12 protein-coding genes and 3 pseudogenes are annotated in these 14,266 nt (G+C 60.0%); 6 read left to right on the top strand and 9 right to left on the bottom strand.

Translation table 11 applies throughout. The annotated features are described in order from the left end of the window. The first annotated feature begins 657 nt into the window (after nt 1-657). On the top strand, nt 658-1,335 hold the full coding sequence (locus F8N80_RS16830) for a type 1 glutamine amidotransferase domain-containing protein (protein ID WP_150746071.1): 678 nt from the start codon (nt 658-660) through the stop codon (nt 1,333-1,335). Nucleotides 1,336-1,479: 144 nt separating this feature from the next. Here F8N80_RS16830 and hglS read toward each other — a convergent pair whose 3' ends face one another. Continuing rightward, entirely contained in the window at nt 1,480-2,853 is a 1,374-nt protein-coding gene (gene hglS, locus F8N80_RS16825; protein ID WP_150746072.1) for a 2-oxoadipate dioxygenase/decarboxylase HglS, read from the bottom strand. Between the two features lie 112 nt (nt 2,854-2,965). Then, nucleotides 2,966-3,922, bottom strand: coding sequence for an alpha/beta fold hydrolase (locus F8N80_RS16820; RefSeq protein WP_150746073.1), 957 nt, complete (start codon nt 3,920-3,922; stop codon nt 2,966-2,968). Nucleotides 3,923-4,282: 360 nt separating this feature from the next. Here F8N80_RS16820 and F8N80_RS16815 point away from each other — a divergent pair, with 360 nt between their 5' ends. Both F8N80_RS16815 and F8N80_RS16810 read left to right on the top strand, forming a co-directional pair. Beyond that, the gene (locus F8N80_RS16815) at nt 4,283-5,356 is read left to right on the top strand and encodes a diguanylate cyclase (protein WP_150746074.1); all 1,074 of its coding nucleotides are present in this window, start codon (nt 4,283-4,285) and stop codon (nt 5,354-5,356) included. A gap of 75 nt (nt 5,357-5,431) precedes the next feature. Next, a pseudogene (locus tag F8N80_RS16810) lies at nt 5,432-5,668 on the top strand (M20/M25/M40 family metallo-hydrolase); the annotation flags it as partial. 178 nt (nt 5,669-5,846) lie between these two features. On the opposite strand, the gene F8N80_RS16800 reads toward F8N80_RS16810, so the two are convergent. From F8N80_RS16800 to F8N80_RS16790, 3 genes are all read right to left on the bottom strand, one after another. Beyond that, nucleotides 5,847-6,716 carry an isocitrate lyase/PEP mutase family protein gene (locus F8N80_RS16800; protein WP_150746075.1) on the bottom strand — a complete coding sequence of 290 codons (870 nt, stop codon included), beginning with the start codon at nt 6,714-6,716 and terminating at the stop codon, nt 5,847-5,849. A 120-nt stretch (nt 6,717-6,836) separates the two neighbouring features. Further along, entirely contained in the window at nt 6,837-7,871 is a 1,035-nt protein-coding gene (astA, locus tag F8N80_RS16795; protein ID WP_150746076.1) for an arginine N-succinyltransferase, read from the bottom strand. Between the two features lie 55 nt (nt 7,872-7,926). After that, a complete protein-coding gene (locus F8N80_RS16790; RefSeq protein ID WP_150746077.1) occupies nt 7,927-8,943 on the bottom strand; it encodes an arginine N-succinyltransferase in 1,017 nt (338 codons plus the stop codon). Between the two features lie 567 nt (nt 8,944-9,510). On the opposite strand from F8N80_RS16790, the gene F8N80_RS16785 reads away from it, so the two are divergent. From F8N80_RS16785 to F8N80_RS16775, 3 genes are all read left to right on the top strand, one after another. Further along, complete coding sequence (locus F8N80_RS16785; protein WP_150746078.1) at nt 9,511-10,083, top strand: histidine phosphatase family protein; 573 nt, start codon at nt 9,511-9,513, stop codon at nt 10,081-10,083. Then, the gene (gene cobF / locus F8N80_RS16780) at nt 10,083-10,838 is read left to right on the top strand and encodes a precorrin-6A synthase (deacetylating) (RefSeq protein WP_150746079.1); all 756 of its coding nucleotides are present in this window, start codon (nt 10,083-10,085) and stop codon (nt 10,836-10,838) included. The genes F8N80_RS16785 and cobF overlap by 1 nt, the downstream gene beginning before the upstream one ends. A gap of 121 nt (nt 10,839-10,959) precedes the next feature. Next, nucleotides 10,960-11,676 carry an alpha/beta hydrolase gene (locus F8N80_RS16775; RefSeq protein WP_150746080.1) on the top strand — a complete coding sequence of 239 codons (717 nt, stop codon included), beginning with the start codon at nt 10,960-10,962 and terminating at the stop codon, nt 11,674-11,676. Nucleotides 11,677-11,679: 3 nt separating this feature from the next. Here the strand turns inward: F8N80_RS16775 and F8N80_RS16770 are convergent. The 4 genes and pseudogenes from F8N80_RS16770 to F8N80_RS16755 all read right to left on the bottom strand — a co-directional run bounded on the left by F8N80_RS16770 (nt 11,680) and on the right by F8N80_RS16755 (nt 14,250). Next, nucleotides 11,680-12,266, bottom strand: a pseudogene (locus F8N80_RS16770) (hypothetical protein). A gap of 177 nt (nt 12,267-12,443) precedes the next feature. Beyond that, complete coding sequence (locus F8N80_RS16765; protein ID WP_150746082.1) at nt 12,444-13,238, bottom strand: hypothetical protein; 795 nt, start codon at nt 13,236-13,238, stop codon at nt 12,444-12,446. A gap of 201 nt (nt 13,239-13,439) precedes the next feature. Next, a pseudogene (locus F8N80_RS16760) lies at nt 13,440-13,547 on the bottom strand (hypothetical protein); the annotation flags it as partial. Nucleotides 13,548-13,584: 37 nt separating this feature from the next. Then, complete coding sequence (locus F8N80_RS16755) at nt 13,585-14,250, bottom strand: CoA transferase subunit B (RefSeq protein WP_150746083.1); 666 nt, start codon at nt 14,248-14,250, stop codon at nt 13,585-13,587. Between the last annotated feature and the right edge of the window lie 16 nt (nt 14,251-14,266).

Here is a 14,266-nt window from a genome sequence, read left to right as displayed (position 1 = left end):
TATAAGATCGGTTAATGATCGAACTGGTGAGTTTGAGCGGCGTATGTAATGATATTTAGGTTGACATTTAAACAGGATGTTTCAAAAATTTCATGTTCACATATACGGACATATTCGTGAAGTTCCATTAAAATACCTCCCGTTCGCCCAGTGTCAGGGCTCTTTACCAGTGCATGGATTGCCGAGGCCCCTACACTGGGCGAACACCTTATGTAGCAACATGTTAGAAGTTCCATCATGAAAAATGGGCGACCGTCATAGTCGCCCATTTTTATTGAGCGATCTATTCTTCTGCTGCTATAGATGAATGTATTTCTTGCCACGCTATGGGCATCTCATTCATTTGGATAACGCACCAAAATATAGCGGCCAGATCACCCGCATTCAGAATGTTATTCAGAAGGTTTTCCGCAAGTGCGCTAGAAGTTGCACGGCATTGTGCAATTTGTTGCACTCAACTGAAGACCTTGGTGCGCAGCAGCAAACACGTTCTTTTATAGCTTGGCAATTGCGCAACCTGGCTCGCATCCGGGCCATGCGCCATCACTCAGTTCTCGCGAGCGACAAGTGAAACAAACGGGTACCGTGAAGGGTCCATCACAACAGGTCCCCCTTGCGGTTCAGCATGGGAAAATCCTGAAATGGAGTGAGAACGACATGAAAATCCTGATGGTTCTAACGTCCCACGATCAATTGGGTGACACCGGCAAGAAAACCGGCTTCTGGCTGGAAGAGTTCGCCGCACCGTATTACGTGTTCAAGGATGCCGGCGCTCAGTTGACCCTAGTCTCGCCCAAGGGCGGCCAGCCCCCCCTGGACCCGAAAAGCGACGAGCCGGATGCGCAAACCGCGGCCACCGAGCGCTTTCGCAAGGACTCCGCCGCCCAGTCCGCCTTGGCGTCTACTGCGTTGTTGAGCAGTGTGAGAGCCGAAGATTATGACGCGGTGTTCTATCCGGGAGGCCATGGCCCCCTGTGGGATTTGACCGAAGACCAGAATTCGATCGCGCTGATCGAGGCGCTGCAGCAGGCCGGTAAACCGGTCGCGGCGGTCTGCCACGCGCCGGGTGTGTTGCGTCACGTCAAGGATGCGGATGGTCGGCCGCTGGTCAAGGGCAAGCGCGTGACGGGCTTTACCAATACCGAGGAGGAAGCGGTGCAACTGACGGATGTCGTGCCGTTTCTGGTGGAGGATATGCTCAAGGAGAAGGGTGGTATTTACTCCAAGGCCGATGACTGGGCGAGTTATGTAGTGACGGATGGTCCGCTGCTGACCGGGCAGAATCCGGCGTCTTCCGAGGCTACTGCCGAGGCTCTTTTGGCGAGGCTGAAATAAGATCAAAAGATCGCAGCCCTGTAGGAGTCAGCGGTGCGGCGCTCCGACTTGCCGGCGAAGGCGTCTTCATGGACGGTGCAAGGCTTGAGGCCGCCTTCGCGGGCAAGCCTCGCTCCTACAGGATCATATGCATACCGCTGGTTCCTACAACGCGGCGAAACACGCCTCGATCGAACGCCGTTGCGTCTCGGCATACAACCCCAACTCATCGATGGTCGGTCGCCCCAGCGCCTTCTCGAACGCCTGCCGGTTCGAATGCACCCCGTAGTGGGTTTGCGCCGCATCTCCCAGGTTCGATTGAAAAATCCCCGCCGCACTGACCGGCAGGAAATCTTCATATACCAGCGGTTCAACCCGCAAATAACCGCCGCTGAGCAGATCTTCCAGAGAAAAGGATTTCAGCTCGTTCGCCCCCACGGCTTTTTCCGTGACGAAATAGCGAAAGTACGCCAGGTCCTGTTGGCGCATGCCCTCATAGGTGTCAGGAAATTCGCCGAAGTGCTGCGCCATCAGTTCGTTGTAGCGGGCCGCGTTGGCTTCGTTTGGAAAGTCCTTGAGTTCATCCCGGGCGGCATTGAGCAGGCGGTCGTAAAGCGCACGGCCCTTGGGAGTGAGCGCGGCACCGCGCTGTTCGATTTCACCGAAGCGGGCACTGTGGCTGCCGCAAGTGTCGGCTTGATCGGTGAAGGCGACAGGTTCGTCCAGGGCCTTGAAACTGGTTTGGCGCAACAGGATCGGGCACTGACGGCGGGGCGGACCTTCGATGACCGCTTTGGGCGTGATACCGCGGGCGGGCATTTGCGCCTGGACCCTGTCGATGTCCAGGGTGCGCGGTGTCAGGTGATTGATGTGCGGGCCTTTGAACGCCACCACGTCGGCGATCAGGCGATGCTGGGCGCTGAGTTTCTGGTACTGATCGGCGGTGACGGTGGCGCTGTGGTGCCAGCGGAAAGTTTCCAGGGCCTGTTCGACGAAGTCTTGGGCTTGCTGCTCGGTCAGGCCGCCCTGGCGTTCGGCGCGTTCGATGAGTATCAGCGCTGCCGGAGTGAAAATCGAACGTTTGTCCAGTACCGACTGGGCGAAGGCTCGCAGTTCCAGGTCTTCGATCAGTTCCAGGCGCAGCAGCGAGGTGAACACGCGAAACGGGCTGACCTGCAAGGCCGCTTCATGCACGGCACGGAATGCAGTGGAATGTACCGGTACGCCGGCCGGGGTCAGGTCGTAATAACCCACCGGCTGCATGCCCATGACCGCGAACAGCCGGGCGAGCGTGGCGAGTTCACCGGCGGTGCCGACGCGGATCGCACCATGGCGCTCCAGGTCCAGCCGTTCAATTTCGCCAGTGCCGTTCAACTGGCGCGCGATCTGCGGATCACTGTCCAGCACATGGCGGTTGGTCTGTTCCACCAATTCCATCAGCGCGCCATACAACGGCACTTCTTCGCGGTACATGTCGGACATCGCTTTGGAGAAGCGTTGGCGGATCAGGTCAGGGCTGACGAAGTTCGGGTGGCTCATGAAAAAGGATTCCTGGCGCGGTGACGTGAAGGATGAGGGAAAAGATCGCAGCCTTCAGCGCCGCCGACAAACGAAGAATCTTCCGGACTTCATTCTTCCAAGGACTGTTTGCTCAGTGCAGCCTTTGATCCTGGGGGCTTTCCGAGCGCTGGGATGCCAAAAACTCCCGATAGACCCGCGCCGTGTTCGAAGGGTCTTCGACCATCGGCAGATGGCCGATGCCTTCCAGGATCTCCACCCGCAGATCGTCGATGCCTTTACTCCAGATGGCCACACTGCTGACATCGATCAAGCGGTCCTTGCGACCCCACAGCAACAGCGCCGGGCACCTGATGTCGGGGAGCCGCGGTTCCATTGGCGCACTGGCGCGATAATCCCTGAAGATTTCTTCCAGTTCATCGCAGGTGTGTTCGTAGCGCTGGGCAATGGCGTCCAGCACCACACCGGGAACCCACGGCGGCTGGGCCATGGTCATGGCGTAGAAACGCTGGAATTCTTCTTTCGAATGAATCAGGAACGGATTGTGCCCCTTGGTCAGATGCCGCTCCAGGTCACTGACCTCGGGGGCGGTGACACCGGCCGGGTCGATCAGCGCGACCGAGACAATGCGATCCGGATAAGTGGCTGCCAGCCACGCCGCCATGTAGCCACCCATGGAGCTGCCGATCACATGGACCTTTTCGACGCCGCAGACATCGAGCAACTGGATCATCCGCTTGGCCTGCACCGCAATGTCGTAACCGCCGCCCGCCTTGAAGCCGGTTTCCCCATGACCGGCAATGTCGGGGATGATCACCCGATAGTTGCCGACAAAGTGCCGGGCAAAGCGCAGCCAGATGTTCTTGTCGGCACTGAAACCGTGGAGCATCAGCACGCTGCTTGACGCCTCGTACGGTCCGCCTTGCCAGGTCGAGACGGTCATTTCCGTGATCGGCACGACGAGCTTGTGCAGGCGATACAGTTTGGCCTCCGCCGCCATGTTCAAGTCATACAGCCAATGCCCGATGGCTGGGTAGCTCAACCAGCTCCAGGCCACGAAAACCGCGATTGCGACAACCAACACAAGCATCAGCGTCTTCCTTCTATCTGATCAGGACAGGATGGGATCGGCGGGGGCAACCGGTGGTAGCTGAAACCGGACTCCGCAAACATGGCAATCACATGACCGCTCCTGCTTGGTACCACCTGTGGCAGCTCCGGATTTCCAAACGGCGCTCCCTCTCTCTCTTTGAATTATTTCAGTGTAGGTCCGTTCCGCTCAGGGGCGAACTTCGATAGGCGCAGACCTGGTTTTTCAATGGGTCAATGCCGGCAAGTGACGGTATTCGACCGCCAGCCGGTGATGGCTATTTAACGTTACCCTGATAGACTTCCAGCACGCCTGCAACCCCGGTGTGTTCAGGTTCCGTTCAGAGGCACAGAGGCCCCTATGGAAAAAACGGAAGGAAAAGGACTTTCACTGGCCAGGAGGCTCTATACATCGCGAATCCTGGGCCTGGCCCTTGGGCTGTTGTGCGTGGGCGCGGCGGTGTATCCACTCAATCCGGCACCGTGGGTCTGGGTGCTGATGCTGCTCAACGGCGTCCTCTGGCCGCATGTGGCCTACCAATGGGCACGTCGGGCGAAGGTGCCTTTCCACGCCGAGCACCGCAACATCCTCATGGATGCCTTTCTCGGCGGTTTCTGGGTCGCCGCCATGCAGTTCAACCCGCTGCCCAGCGCGGCGACGCTGTCGATGATGGCGATGAACAATGTGGCGATCGGTGGCCTGCGTTTCTTGCTGGTGGGGACCGTCGCGCAGGTGTTGGGGATAGGCATAGGCTGGCTGATCTTCACGCCGCTGTTCATCCCGCAGACCACCCCGTTGCAGTTGTATGCCTGTCTGCCCCTGCTGAGTCTCTATCCGTTGGCGCTGGGCTGGATCTGTTTCCGTCAGGCCACGACCCTGGGCCGGCACAAACGTGAATTGCTCGCCCTGAGCCGCACCGACAGCCTCACCGGCCTGCTCAATCACGGCGCCTGGAAGGATCGATTGGACGTCGAATTCCAGCGTTGCCAACGCCAGCATCAGGGCGGGGCGGTTGCACTGATCGACATTGACCATTTCAAAACCATCAACGACACCTACGGCCATGTCGCCGGGGATATCGTGTTGCGCCAGCTGAGCAAGATACTCAAGCAAAACCTGCGGGCAGCCGACCTCTGCGGGCGTTACGGCGGCGATGAATTCTGTGTGATCCTCCCGGATCTGCCCCTCGCCAGCGCCGCCGCTGCCATGGACGCCCTGCGCGATCGCTTCGCCACGCTGGGCTATGAGCAGAACCCGGCGCTGAAAGTCAGTCTGAGTATCGGCCTGGCTGCCTTCAACCCGACCCACCCCGACTCGACCTTCTGGCTCAACGATGCCGACCAGGCGCTGTATGAAGCCAAAACGACGGGTCGCAACCGGGTCATCTGCTGCGGCGATGGCAGGGCTCGTCACGCATTCCTCGACGCGGTCTGAAGGCCTGCACTGGCCCCCTGTAGGAGGGGCCGCCCCGTCTTCGACACCGCGCTGTCGCGCAGCAAACTGGGGGGGCGGTGGATGGCCATGGCCCAGGGGATCTACGGCGAAATCGGGCGCAAGTTGACGGAGGAAGGCAGTGGCGGGGCGGCGGATGCCAGCCTCTCGGCCGGTGTGGGGACGCCGACCCTGGATGGGTTCGGGATTGTCGGCGGCAATATTCATACGCCGCAGGAATACGCGGAAGTGGAAAGCGTGGCACCGCGGATCTATCTGTTGTCGCGGATGATTATGGAGTTGGCCAAGAAGTAAGCAAGGCGGGGGTAAAGGCCGCGGTTTACTGGTGTTGCGACTGGCGCCTTCGCGAGCAAGCCCGCTCCCACATTTGATCTCCTGTGTACATGAGTTTTGTGCCTGACAGAGATCTAATGTGGGAGCGGGCTTGCTCGCGAAGGCGCCAGTTCGGTTCACACCATAAATGGCTGACCCCTCACTCCTTGACGCTCATGAACTCCTCCGCCCAACGGATATATTCCTCAGGCTGCGTATAGGTATGCGTCAGCTCGGTCGCACTCAGGTCCGGGGCCTGGGTAAAGATCTGCCGTTGTTCCCGCAGGCTGTCGTAAGTGGCCTTGATCGCGGCAAAGTACGCCCCGTGGCCGTCGATGGTGACCCGCACACCCAGTTCGGCCAAACGTTTGTCGTCGCGCAGCAGCGGGTTGCCGTAGGTGACCAGCATCAGCGGCACGCTCAGGTGCTCGGCGATCTGCTCCAGTTGGTCGAAATCCCGTACCCCTACCATGCAAATCCCGTCCGCGCCGGCCTGCTGGTAATGCCGGGTGCGGCTGATGATTTCCTGGATCGGCAGGATACCTGCGTTGGTGCGGGCGATGATCGCCATCTCCGTGTCGACCCGGGCTTCCAGCGCCGCGCGAATCTTGCCGACACCCTCGGCGACCGTGATCAGGTCGGTGGATCTGCGGCCGAATTGCGCCGGCAGCAGGGTGTCTTCGATGGTCAGGGCGGCCACACCGGCGCGCTCGAGTTCGACGATGGTGCGCATCACGTTGAGTGCGTTGCCGTAGCCGTGGTCGGCGTCGGCGATGACCGGCAACTGGGCCACGCGGCCGATGCGGCTAGCCTGCTCGGCGAACTCGCTGAGGGTGATCAAGGCAAAGTCGGGGGCGCCCAGCACCTGCAACGACGCAACCGAACCACCGAGGATCCCCACTTCAAAACCCAGGTCGGCGGCAATGCGTGCCGACATCGGGTCGAAGACCGACGCTGTGTGATAACAGGCATTGGATGCGAACAGTTGGCGAAAGTTACGGCGCAAATCTTGATGAGAAAGCCTGGGCATATGAGTTCCACCATTGGAATGGACGGGCTTGAGCAAAAGTGTCAACGCCGAAAAACAAAAGGCTATCACGCGCGAGGGGGAGAAATGATGACGAATTTGCAAGCAATCCCGCATGCCTGATCACGCCGCCACCGCCTGGGGTTGTTGATTGAGCAGCGGCACGGCGCGCACCGAGTTGCCGGGTTGCAGTTGCAGGCGTTTGGCGGTAAGGCGGTCGACGATCAGGCTGTCGCCCACCCGCCGTGCTCGAGCGCTGGTGATGCGGCAGTTTTCCAGGCGGCGGTTGTGGATCAGCCATACCGGTGCTTCGTCGTCCGGCGTGCCGATGGCCAGCACCAGTGGCTGGCTGTCGCGCACGGTGCGGATTTTCGAAATCGGTGCTTCGATGACCGGGCCGGCGTCGAAAATGTCGATATAGCCCTTATGGGCAAAGCCTTCGGCGGTGAGGATTTTCAACGCCGGTTCGGTGTCTGGATGGGCTTTGCCGATCACCGCCCGGGCCTGTTCAGTCAGCATGCAGGTGTAGAGCGGCTGGCGTGGCATCAATTCGGCGATGAATGATTTGTTGCCCAGCCCGGACAAGTGATCGGCATGGCTGAAATCCATCTTGAAGAAGTGCCGGCCCAGACTGTCCCAGAACGGCGAACTACCTTGTTCGTCGGCGCTGCCACGCAGTTCGGCGATAAGTTTGTCGCCGAACAGGTGCGCAAACTCGGCGACGAACAACAGGCGCCCCAATGACAGCAATCGACCATTGCTGTCCTGGCGTTGGTCGGGTCGCAGAAACGGTGAGCAGATTTCCGATTGCCCGGTCATTTCATTGTTCAGGAACAAGGTCGGGATCTGCCGCTGGATACCCAGATCCGGCGATGAACTGACCGTGAGCCCGACCCGGTAGTTGTACCAGGGCTCACGCAGGCCAACGGCGCCCGTCAGGGCGCTGACCCCGACCACTTGTTGATCGTCGTCTTCGAGCACGAACAGGTAATTGGCATCGGCGCGCTCGACCTGCTCGGCGAAGGTCCGTTGGGCCCAGCGCACCCGGTGGGCCATGCGTTCCTCACTGGTCGGCAGGGAGGTGAACCCGGGGCCGGCCTGCCGTGCGAGCGCGAGCAAGGCGGGCAGGTCGGTGACGCTGACCGGACGGACGATCATGATGCAGTTCCTTCTTCATGCCAGTTCGAATGCTGTCGTCGGGGACGGGGGCTGCTCACAGGGCGATCAGCCGAATCGGGCTGCCTTGCGTCACCTTCAGCGCCGCGCACATCCGTGCATTCAAGGCCACCGGTTGTCCCGGGCGATAGTCCAGGTCGGCGACGATTGCGCGATAGTCCTTGAGTGAATCGTTACTCACCAGATAGCTGCCACGGGCATCGATGGACAAGCCCGATTGCGTCGTACCGGTCTGGCTCTGCGCAATCGAGCGAATGTTCGAGGTCCGCGCATACAGCGTCGGGCCGCCGTCGAACAGGTCGACGTAGCTGTTGGTCTCGAATCCTTCGCGCTCGAGGATATCGAAGGCTTCCTGGCCATCGGGGTGGATGCGGCCGATGCAATCCTGCGCGGCCTGGGGCAGCATCGGCACATAGATCGGGTATTGCGGCATCAGTTCGGCGAGGAAAGTCCGGCTCTTGAGGCCGCAGAGTCGCTCGGCCTCGGCGTAGGGCAAGTCGAAGAAATGCTTGCCCAGCGCATCCCAGAATGGCGACCCGCCTTCAACGTCGCTAAAGCCGACGATCTCGGTAATCACCGTTTCGGCAAAGCGCCGCGAATGAGCGGCAATGAACATCAGCCGTGCCCGTGACAGCAACTCGGCAGCCGATGTGCGCACCCAGGCCGCATCGATATGAAAACCTCGCAACAAGGTGTGGCCACTGAGGTCGTGACACAACGACAGTGCTGGCACGCCGTGCTCGATGTTCAGCTCCCGCGAGGCGCTGGTGAAGTGCCGGTTGCGCAGGCTGTAGAACGGTTCGCTGAAGCCTGCGGTGGCGAGGATTTCCGAACAGCCCGTCAAACGTCGGGTCGTCAAGTCCTCCAGCACGAAGAAGTAATTCTCCGGGCCATTGCCCTGAACGTCTTTTTCGAATGAGTCACCAGAGTCGAGAATCCTCCGGCGCAAGTGTCCGATGTCGTCCGGCAAGGACGTGACGCCTACCAGGCTTTCGCGAGCAAGTCGCTGCAACTGGGGCAGATCGGTCAGCTCGACTGGACGTAAGACCAGCATGGATGCACTCCTGTATCAATGGGTCCGGTGGGCGGCACCAGACCTGACTATCACTGTCGGTTTCCACGCATTGAAGAGGCGATCGTCTGCATGACTGTCAGACGTCACTCTTGTTTTTATCAGCCGTTAGTTGTGTGGGGCAGCACGGTTTTTTGTTGAAATAACCGTCGAGCTTGCCACTGGGTGCAGGGGGATCCGAGACGGTCATTGTTGTCGTTGCGAGAGGGCATCCGGGCTCCTGCTGGATGGGTGGTCGGTTTCAATTGCTGATCCGAGAAAGCAGTATTTATTTATCGCCTGCTCCCTGTCTAGTTAATTTTTCACGGTGTTTCCAGGCCCGGAAATGGGGCGAAATGCCCGTATGACGGGGGCTACGGCGATCTCGACTGATCTTGTAGGCCATCGCCTATAAAGGTATCGGAGATAGCCGATTTTCAAGTCGGCGCAAGTCTGCGGATCTGTACAATCGGCTGAAACGAGACGCCCCCGATTGCGCGACTTGCGGCACAATTACCCGGTTATTGACGGTGTGAAGCCGTTTTCTTCCTTTAAACAGAGTGATCCTTTGTGCAGTCGACCCGTTTGACGCTGATGTGCCACGCTCGAACCGTCGCACAGAAACTTGCGCGTTTTCCTACAGATGAGCCATTGGAGATGGCCGGGCAATCGGCGATGGGTTCCCGTCGCGCCCGGTTCAAGGGAACGCCGCGGCTTCTCTGCGGCCCCGAACTGCGGGCCCGGCAAACCGCCGGGTTGTTCGGCAGCGATGTGGAGGTGGTCCCGGCGCTGCGCGATTGCGATTTCGGGCGCTGGAAAGGCGTGCGGATCGACGAGTTGCACCGATCCGAGCCCGAAATGCTCCAGGCCTGGCTCGATGACCCGAGTTCGGCGCCCCATGGCGGCGAGTCGCTGGTGCAACTGGGTGAACGGGTAGCGGCCTGGCTAACGACGCTGGAGGCGACGCCGGGGCACATCGTTGCCATTACCCATCCGTTTGTCATTCGCGCCGCGCTGACCCAAACATTGCAAGCCGCGGCGTTTAATCTGATCGATGTCGAGCCGCTGTCAGCCATCGAGTTACGGTTCAATGGTTGCTGGCGCTTGCGTTTGATGGGCACTGACCTTGAGGAAACACATTGATGAAAAAACTTCTGGTCATCGGCATCGGTGCCGGCAACCCCGACTACATCACGATGCAAGCGGTGAAAGCGCTGAATCTGGTCGACGTGTTTTTCCTCATGGACAAGGGCCAGAGCAAAGACAAATTGATCGACCTGCGCCGGGAGATCTGCGAACGCTACATCACGGATCGCGAGTATCGCTTCGTCGAAGCCCACAGTCCGGAGCGCGAGCGGGGTGATGTGGACTACAAGACCAGCGTGGAAGCGCTGAACCTGGCCAAGCAAATGACCTTCGAACGCTTGATCAATGAGGAAATGACCGACGACCAGTGCGCCGGTTTTCTGGTGTGGGGCGACCCGTCGTTGTACGACAGCACCCTTCGGATCCTGCAGGCGATTCTGGCCTCGGGGCGCTGTGTGTTCGAGTTCGAAGTGATCCCCGGCATCACCAGCGTCCAGGCGCTGGCGGCTCGGCACAAAGTGCCGTTGAATCGCATCGGCCGCTCGATTGAAATCACCACCGGCCGGCGCCTGGCGGCGGGGCAGGTGAGCGATGCCGACAGCCTGGTGGTGATGCTCGATGCTGAAGATTCCTACCATCAGGTAGCGGATCAGGAGACGCAGATTTACTGGGGGGCCTACCTGGGGACGCCGGATGAAATGCTCATCAGCGGCAAGCTCGAGGAGGTGGCGGATGAGATCGAGCGGGTGCGCAAGGCGGCGCGGCTGGCCAATGGGTGGATTATGGATACCTATTTATTGCGTAAGCCTTGAGGGTCGGGGGTGACGGGTCTGGCGCCTTCGCGAGCAGCGATGCCGATACCCAGGCCATCATCGACATCCCGTTTCACAATGTTAGGCTTCACCCGAATCCTGCACATGTGAAGGAAGGTTTATGTTGAAGTTTTTCGCGCTGCTGACGCTGCTGGCGTCCACCGCCGTCCACGCTCAAACCCCGCTGCAAACCGATCTGCCGCTCAAGTACCTGGCGCAGACCCACGCCGAATCCCGTGATCAACCCCTGGTGATTTTCCTCCACGGTTACGGCAGTAACGAGCAGGACCTGTTTGACATCAAGGATGAGTTGCCCGCGCAATACAACTACCTGTCGGTGCGGGCACCGAGGGTGATGGAGGAGGGTAGTTACAAATGGTTTCGCGAAAAAGGCACCGGTGCCTATAACGGCGAAACCGATGACCTGAAGTCCAGCGCTCAGGTGCTGCTGGATTTTGTCGCACAGGCGGCAAAGAAATATCACACCCGACCGAACAAGGTGTTTCTGGTGGGGTTCAGCCAGGGTGCGATCATGTCCTACGAGGTGGCGTTGCGTCAGCCCGAGGCAGTGGGGGGAATCGCGGCGTTGAGCGGGCGGATTCTGCCGGTGCTCAAGGCCGAGCTCAAACCGGATGAAAAACGCCGGTCGCTGGCGATTTTCATCGGGCATGGCACGGCGGACAAACGTCTTCCATACAACGATGGCACTGACGCTGACAACCTGTTGCAGAGCCTGTCACTCAAGCCTGAATTCCATGCCTACCCTGGTATCGGTCACAGCATCAGCGCTACCGAGATGCAGGATTTGAGCGCCTGGCTGCAGCGTCTGAATCCCTGATGATTACTTGCCGGTGACGATCTGTTTCACCAGCGACTCGTGCCCGGCATTGTCGCTGAGCCGGGAAATCACCTGAACGATCGCCATGCGCTTGTTGGACGCGGCCATCAGCGTGGTGTCGAGGGTTTTGCCGCCGCCCTGGGTGGCGGTGCTGTCTATCTGGCGCAGCCCCAGGCCCGTGCCTTCTGGGTCAGGCTTTTTTCGCTGAGCTTGGTGAAGTCCGGCAGCGCGGCGGCTTGTTCGGTGGCAAAGTTCGACACCGCGGAGTCGAGGAACTGGCCGTCGTTGTCCTTGACGGTGACGCCGCCGGGAATGGTGTTTTCAGCGGCGATCACTACGGTTTTGGTGGCTTGGTTGGTGTACATGGTGCCGGTCGCCCCGGCGGTACCGGTCGCCGCGTCGCCGGCGGGCAATGGGGTGGCAATAAAGCCCTTGGGCAACGTGAACGTGAACTTGCCGCCCAGCAGCGAAACCTTCTGTGCCGGCGCCTTGTCGCTGGCCGTCGCCTTGGCGGCCTGTGCGTTCAACGCGCCGAGACTGGCGACCGCCATCAGCATCAGGACAACGGCTTTTTTACTCAACAATGACATTCAAATCTCCAGGGATGGTCGCGCTTTGGCGGGCGATCATCCCACAGAGTCCGGTGCGCTCACACTGTGCCGTGCATGGCCGGGAATGGATTACGACAACTGGTTCAACAGCAGTCCTGTCTGTTCCTTCAGCTCGTCGGGCAAGCGACCCTCTTGGCCGCCAGCAGGTAGAACAGCTTAGCGCCTGATTGCCGGTCCCCCGACCTCGGGCACTGGTTTCACCGGTTTTGCCAGCAGGCGTCTGGTGACCCCGAGCATGGCCACGGACACCGCGACGCCGAGGCCGAACCCGCTCAGGCCCATGCTGGGTAAGGTCAGGGCCAGGACCAGGCAGAACGCGGCAAACGAATACATCCCGGTCGCGGTGGCCCGGAGCAAGGCCGCAGTGAATGCCGGTCCGCGGGTTTGCTGGGAGAACACCGCCATGACGCTGCCCAGGACCGGGAACACCGCGAGCAGGCCGCTCCAGCGTTCGCCGACGGTGCTGGCCAACAGCGTGACGGCCAGGGTCAGCAGGGCACCGGCCATCATGCGCAGCAGCAATTTGTCGGACTTCGGTGCCGGGCCTGCAACGACGGGCTGCACCTTGGGGAACAACCAGGGCGCGGCCAGCAATGCGATCGCGGCGGCGATTACCGAGAACGTCAACGACGGCGGGATCAATGACAGCACCACGGCCGCAGTGGCCCAGACCAACAGCGAAATGACCAGCGCCCACGGCCATCCCGTCCGTTGAGCGACTTGGGCATAGGTCACGCAGAAGGCAATCATGGCGAACATCGCGGACAACGCTGCGGTCGCCGATTGAGCGGCGAACACCTGGCCTTGCTCGATGGCGAGGAAAAACAGAATCGGCCCGACCACCACCGGCAACCCCGACAGCCAGCCGGCGACGCTAGGCCCCCAACGTTTGCCAGCCAGTGAAATCAGCAGCAGAAATCCCGGAATCACCAGCAGTTTGAGGATCAACACGCACACATCTCCGATCTGAGGGAGAGGCAACGTTAGCATTGCGGAGGAAGGATTGCTCTATATATGGGGGTGCATTGTATACAAGCGTACGGGTTTACAGTTTCGGTAATGGGTATGACCCGGTGCGACGTGAGTCGCACCGGGATGTTGCCAGACTGCAGCGGTTCTTCGTGGGCCCCCGCGCAGTCTGTTGAACGCTTTACGCTCGCTCGCCAGTGCCACGCCCTGGCCACCACCGATGCACGGGGTGGCGAGGCCTTTCCTGGCGTTACGCTTGATCATTTCATGCAGCAAGGTCACCAGCGCCTGGCGGCGACAATGACGACTTTTTGCATGGAAAGATTCCTCACTGGGCGGCGAACTGCATTTCCGGTACGTGATCAGGCACGATCAGTTCACCGGCAGTCTTGGCGATGATTTCCTCGACGCTGACGCCCGGTGCACGTTCCTTGAGAATGAATGCGCCGTTTTCGATTTCAAGATAAGCCAGGTCGGTCAGTACACGCTTGATGCAGCCGGCGCCGGTCAGCGGCAGGCTGCATTTGGACAGGAGTTTGGACTCACCGTCCTTGGACGCGTGGGTCATGATGACGATGATGTTGTCTGCGCCGGCCACCAGGTCCATGGCGCCGCCCATGCCTTTGACCAGCTTGCCGGGGATCATCCACGAGGCAATGTTGCCTTGCACGTCTACCTCAAAGGCACCCAGCACGGTCAGGTCGACATGACCACCGCGAATCATCGCGAAGGACTCGGCCGAGGAAAAGATCGAGGCGCCGGTACGGGCGGTCACGGTCTGTTTGCCGGCGTTGATCATGTCGGCATCGATGGTGTCTTCAGTCGGGAAGGGACCCATGCCGAGCAGGCCGTTTTCCGACTGCAGCATCACTTCCATGCCTTCGGGGATGTAGTTGGCGACCAGGGTCGGAATGCCGATGCCGAGGTTCACGTAAAAGCCGTCCTGCATTTCGCGGGCGACGCGTTGAGCCATTTGTTCGCGGGAAAGTGCCATTGTTGTTATTCCTTCA

Source organism: Pseudomonas fluorescens (assembly GCF_902497995.1).
Taxonomy (GTDB): domain Bacteria; phylum Pseudomonadota; class Gammaproteobacteria; order Pseudomonadales; family Pseudomonadaceae; genus Aquipseudomonas; species Aquipseudomonas fluorescens_BK.
This window is presented reverse-complemented; position numbering and strand designations above follow the sequence as displayed.

Bases quoted from the DNA above. Each gene is read 5' to 3' on its own strand.
- F8N80_RS16800 (WP_150746075.1), bottom strand. From the start codon at position 6,716: ATGCCCAGGCTTTCTCATCAAGATTTGCGCCGTAACTTTCGCCAACTG.
- F8N80_RS16815 (WP_150746074.1), top strand. From the start codon at position 4,283: ATGGAAAAAACGGAAGGAAAAGGACTTTCACTGGCCAGGAGGCTCTAT.
- astA (WP_150746076.1), bottom strand. From the start codon at position 7,871: ATGATCGTCCGTCCGGTCAGCGTCACCGACCTGCCCGCCTTGCTCGCG.
- cobF (WP_150746079.1), top strand. From the start codon at position 10,083: ATGAAAAAACTTCTGGTCATCGGCATCGGTGCCGGCAACCCCGACTAC.
- F8N80_RS16790 (WP_150746077.1), bottom strand. From the start codon at position 8,943: ATGCTGGTCTTACGTCCAGTCGAGCTGACCGATCTGCCCCAGTTGCAG.
- F8N80_RS16755 (WP_150746083.1), bottom strand. From the start codon at position 14,250: ATGGCACTTTCCCGCGAACAAATGGCTCAACGCGTCGCCCGCGAAATG.
- F8N80_RS16820 (WP_150746073.1), bottom strand. From the start codon at position 3,922: ATGCTTGTGTTGGTTGTCGCAATCGCGGTTTTCGTGGCCTGGAGCTGG.
- F8N80_RS16830 (WP_150746071.1), top strand. From the start codon at position 658: ATGAAAATCCTGATGGTTCTAACGTCCCACGATCAATTGGGTGACACC.
- hglS (WP_150746072.1), bottom strand. From the start codon at position 2,853: ATGAGCCACCCGAACTTCGTCAGCCCTGACCTGATCCGCCAACGCTTC.
- F8N80_RS16775 (WP_150746080.1), top strand. From the start codon at position 10,960: ATGTTGAAGTTTTTCGCGCTGCTGACGCTGCTGGCGTCCACCGCCGTC.